General features: G+C 39.2%; 3 protein-coding genes and 1 pseudogene. 2 read left to right on the forward strand and 2 right to left on the reverse strand.

Annotation, left to right across the window (positions count from 1 at the left end; all coding sequences use genetic code 11):
* Positions 1–317: 317 nt before the first annotated feature.
* Both ETC02_RS16250 and ETC02_RS16255 read left to right on the forward strand, forming a co-directional pair.
* The gene (locus ETC02_RS16250; RefSeq protein ID WP_033017073.1) at positions 318–1958 is read left to right on the forward strand and encodes a PTS transporter subunit IIBC; all 1641 of its coding nucleotides are present in this window, start codon (positions 318–320) and stop codon (positions 1956–1958) included.
* 3 nt (positions 1959–1961) lie between these two features.
* On the forward strand, positions 1962–2762 hold the full coding sequence (locus ETC02_RS16255) for an endonuclease/exonuclease/phosphatase family protein (RefSeq protein WP_033017069.1): 801 nt from the start codon (positions 1962–1964) through the stop codon (positions 2760–2762).
* Here the strand turns inward: ETC02_RS16255 and ybaK are convergent.
* Both ybaK and ETC02_RS16265 read right to left on the reverse strand, forming a co-directional pair.
* On the reverse strand, positions 2759–3259 hold the full coding sequence (gene ybaK, locus ETC02_RS16260; protein ID WP_033017071.1) for a Cys-tRNA(Pro) deacylase: 501 nt from the start codon (positions 3257–3259) through the stop codon (positions 2759–2761). The genes ETC02_RS16255 and ybaK overlap by 4 nt on opposite strands.
* A gap of 272 nt (positions 3260–3531) precedes the next feature.
* Positions 3532–3939: pseudogene (locus ETC02_RS16265) on the reverse strand (iron-containing alcohol dehydrogenase); the annotation flags it as partial.
* Positions 3940–4066 lie beyond the last annotated feature (127 nt).

Raw genomic sequence — 4066 nt, forward strand, 5'->3', positions numbered from 1 at the left:
GAGGATTTATCTCGTTTTCAAACATGAAAGTGGTGCAGGGAATCATCAAAAAAAGGGATGTATGGATCATATATCCATAGAACTAACACCAAAATCAAAGTTGATTTCCAACCATCACGGATTCAGGTGCTCATCTACAGTTAAAATTTTTTACAAATCATCTCTTTCTATTGCATAATTTTACCCATTCAACTAAAATAGATAATGCAACCGGTTGCATTGAAGTTGATGAATTTGTTTGAAAATCACACAAGAAAATGTATTCACTTTCAACTAACCCCCTACCATTTAGAAGGGAGAGAGAAAAAATGAAAAAAATGAAATTGACATCATTCGATTTTTGGCAAAAGTTCGGGAAAGCATTGATGGTCGTTGTTGCTGTCATGCCTGCAGCCGGTTTGATGATTTCATTAGGAAAATTAATTGGCATGATGAGCGGAGATGTTTCATTCGTGCAATCGATTGCACGGATTATGGAGGATATCGGTTGGGCGATCATTGTCAATCTCCATATTTTATTTGCGGTCGCAATCGGGGGCTCTTGGGCAAAAGAGCGTGCAGGCGGAGCTTTTGCGGCACTTATTGCATTTATTTTAATTAACCGTATCACAGGAGCGATTTTTGGCGTCAATAATGCCATGTTGCAAGACCCAGAAGCAACTGTCGTCACCATTACTGGAAGCAAACTAATTGTTAAAGATTACTTTATCTCTGTTCTCGGAGCTCCGGCATTAAACATGGGGGTTTTTGTAGGAATCATTTCAGGATTTTTAGGAGCTTCCTTATATAATAAATATTATAACTTTGATCGTCTTCCAAAATCTCTTAATTTCTTTAATGGGAAAAGATTTGTTCCATTTGTTGTGATCGCTGGTTCAGTTATCACAGCGCTTATTTTATCGATCGTATGGCCGTCTGTTCAAAGCTTATTAAACGGATTTGGACGTTGGATCGCTACGTCTAAAGATACAGCGCCAATCATTGCACCTTTTATTTTCGGTACGTTGGAGCGTCTCTTATTGCCATTTGGCTTACATCATATGTTAACAGTGCCAGTGAACTATACAGAGCTCGGTGGAACCTATACGATTTTAACCGGTTCAAAAGCAGGACAAATCGTTGCTGGTCAAGATCCTTTATGGCTTGCATGGATCACCGATTTAAACAACCTGTTAGCTTCTGGAGACACAAAAACATACCATCATTTGCTTGAAACCGTTCATCCAGCACGATTTAAAGTTGGACAAGTGATTACATCGACCGCTTCTCTCATCGGTGTTGCATTAGCTATGTATATCAATGTTGATAAAGACAAGCGCGAAAAATATAAATCCATGTTTTTCTCTGCAGCATTAGCCGTATTTTTGACAGGCGTGACAGAACCGATCGAATTCATGTTTATGTTTGTCGCACCCGTTTTATATATTGTGTATGCGATTACAACTGGTTTAGCGTTTGCCCTTGCCGATCTAATCCATTTACGTATTCACGCATTTGGCTTTATTGAATTTTTAACAAGAACACCAATGATCATTAAAGCAGGACTTGTAAAAGATTTGGTGAACTTCGCTATTTCTTGCCTTGCATTTTTCGGCATCAACTTTGTTGTATTCAATGCACTGATTAAAAAACTGAACTTGCCAACACCGGGTCGAAACGGAAACTATATAGAAGCAGAAGAGCCAGCTCAATCTCAATCAAAAAATACAACCAATGACGATTCTTTAGCCGCTCATATTATTGAATTACTCGGCGGCAAAGATAACATTGAGGATGTCGATGCGTGCATGACACGTTTACGTGTAACGGTAAAAGATATTCATAAAGTGGCTTCTGAACAAGAGTGGAAAACAGCAGGAGCACTCGGATTAATTTTAAAAGATAAAGGCGTTCAAGCCATTTATGGACCAAAAGCAGATGTTTTAAAATCCAATATTCAAGATCTTTTAGGGGTTTAAGCCATGAAATTACTAACATTAAATTGCCACTCATGGCAAGAGGAAAATCAATTACAAAAAATTAAGTATTTAGCTGAAATCATAAACGAAAAAAAATACGATGTCATCGCTTTGCAAGAAGTAAGCCAATCGATTGAAGCTCCATACATCTATGAAAACATAAAAGAAGATAACTTTGCATTCATTTTATTAAAAAATCTTGAGCAACTCGGTTGTCGTGATTATTCTCTCGTTTGGGATTTTGCTCATATCGGCTATGAGAAATATGAAGAAGGATTAGCCATTTTAACAAAACATCCTATTATAAAGAAACATTCTTTCTATGTTTCTAAAAATCAGAATCCTTTATTTTGGAAAACTCGTAAAATCGTTGGGGCAACCATTCGTTGGCATGGACGCCCTCTCTCGTTTTATTCTTGTCATCTTGGTTGGTGGCATGATGAAGAAGAACCTTTCGGCGATCAGTTTGATACACTTCTTAAAAAAATTGAATATGAAGACGCTTTCTTCCTCATGGGCGATTTTAATAACGACGCCCACATTCGTGGAGAGGGCTATGATTACATGATGAGTAGAGGGCTTTATGACACATACGTACTAGCAAAAGAGAAGGATAGCGGTACTACGGTTCAAGGGAAAATTGATGGTTGGAATGAAAACGAAAAAAACTTACGCATTGATTTGATTCTATCAAACAAGCTTTTACACGTAAAATACTCTAAAACCATTTTTAACGGCCAAAATGGCCATGTCATTTCTGACCATTTCGGAGTAGAGGTAGAAATTGAAGACGGACTCGCCTAGTTGTGTCCGTCTTTTTCTTTTTCTTTTACAAGATCGACGAGCTTTGCACCCGTCATCTTCTGCAAATCATCGACGCACAGTTCGATTTGCATGCCAATCTTTCCTGCACTGACAATGATTTTTTTAAGTTGAAGAGCCGTTTCATCAATAAACGTGGCATATTGCTTCTTCATTCCAATCGGTGAACATCCGCCGCGAACATAGCCTGTGTGCTTTTCAATCTCATGAACAGGAAGAAGCTCTACTTTTTTCTCTTGTGCCGCTTTCGCTGCTTTTTTCAAATCAAGTTCCGCCTCTACAGGAATGACAAATACGTAAATCGTTCCGCTGCTTCCTTTTGTCACTAACGTTTTATAGACGGTTTTTGGGTCTTTTCCGATTTTTTTCGCTACGGATACCCCATCGATTTTTCCATCGTTGTTTTCATATGTCCACACATCATATAAGATGCCTTCTCGGTCTAATAGACGCATCGCGTTCGTTTTTGCTTGTTTCATCTCATTTCCCCTACCTATTAAGTAGCTTCATGTTTAGTTTACCTTGAACCGCTTTTCTTAACAACTTTTACGGACCAAGGGAAGCGAAGAAGTCTTTGATCATGATAAAAAAGGACATCCCCGCGGGACATCCCTGTTTCTTCATTCAACCCCTTTATACGCTTGGCGATAAATGTCGGCAAGGTCGCTGACTAATGGTAATTTTGGGTTGGCTGTTGTACATTGATCTTCAAAAGCTAGTTCAGCAAGTTGTTCGACTTTGCTTTCAAACTCTTCTTTGCTGACGCCTGTTTCCGCGTTAAGCCATTAAAGTCGGTATTTGGATGTTCATAGAACAGCCACATCGCTTTCGCCGCGTCCATCGCCGAACCACCGCCGAGCGCGATGATGACGTCTGGCTGGAACGCATGCATCATGTCGGCACCTTTCATCACTGTTTCAATTGATGGATCTGGTTCAACTTCTGAGAAAATTTCGCAATGCACATAATCTGGACGTTTACGCAAATAGTATAACACTTTATCGACATAGCCGAGCTTCACCATACCTGGGTCTGTAACGATAAAGGCACGTGAGATGTTTGGCATTTTCGCTAAATATTGTGTCGCATGTTTTTCAAAATAAATTTTTGGTGGAACTTTAAACCATTGCATGTTTACATTCCTTCTCGCTAATTTTTTGGGTCTTCACCATTTTCTGTGATTTTCACTCAATCCCAGAAACATGTTAGCTGGATGAAATAGGTTCATCAGTCAGGATCCTTCTTCCGCATACAGACCACGAAGTTGGTAGAATGGAAACAGTCAA

Origin of the sequence: Geobacillus sp. DSP4a, assembly GCF_013096875.1 — a bacterium.
Lineage (GTDB): Bacteria > Bacillota > Bacilli > Bacillales > Anoxybacillaceae > Geobacillus > Geobacillus thermophilus.

Coding starts and splice junctions, on each gene's coding strand:
- ETC02_RS16255 (WP_033017069.1), top strand. CDS start 1,962: ATGAAATTACTAACATTAAATTGCCACTCATGGCAAGAGGAAAATCAA.
- ybaK (WP_033017071.1), bottom strand. CDS start 3,259: ATGAAACAAGCAAAAACGAACGCGATGCGTCTATTAGACCGAGAAGGC.
- ETC02_RS16250 (WP_033017073.1), top strand. CDS start 318: ATGAAATTGACATCATTCGATTTTTGGCAAAAGTTCGGGAAAGCATTG.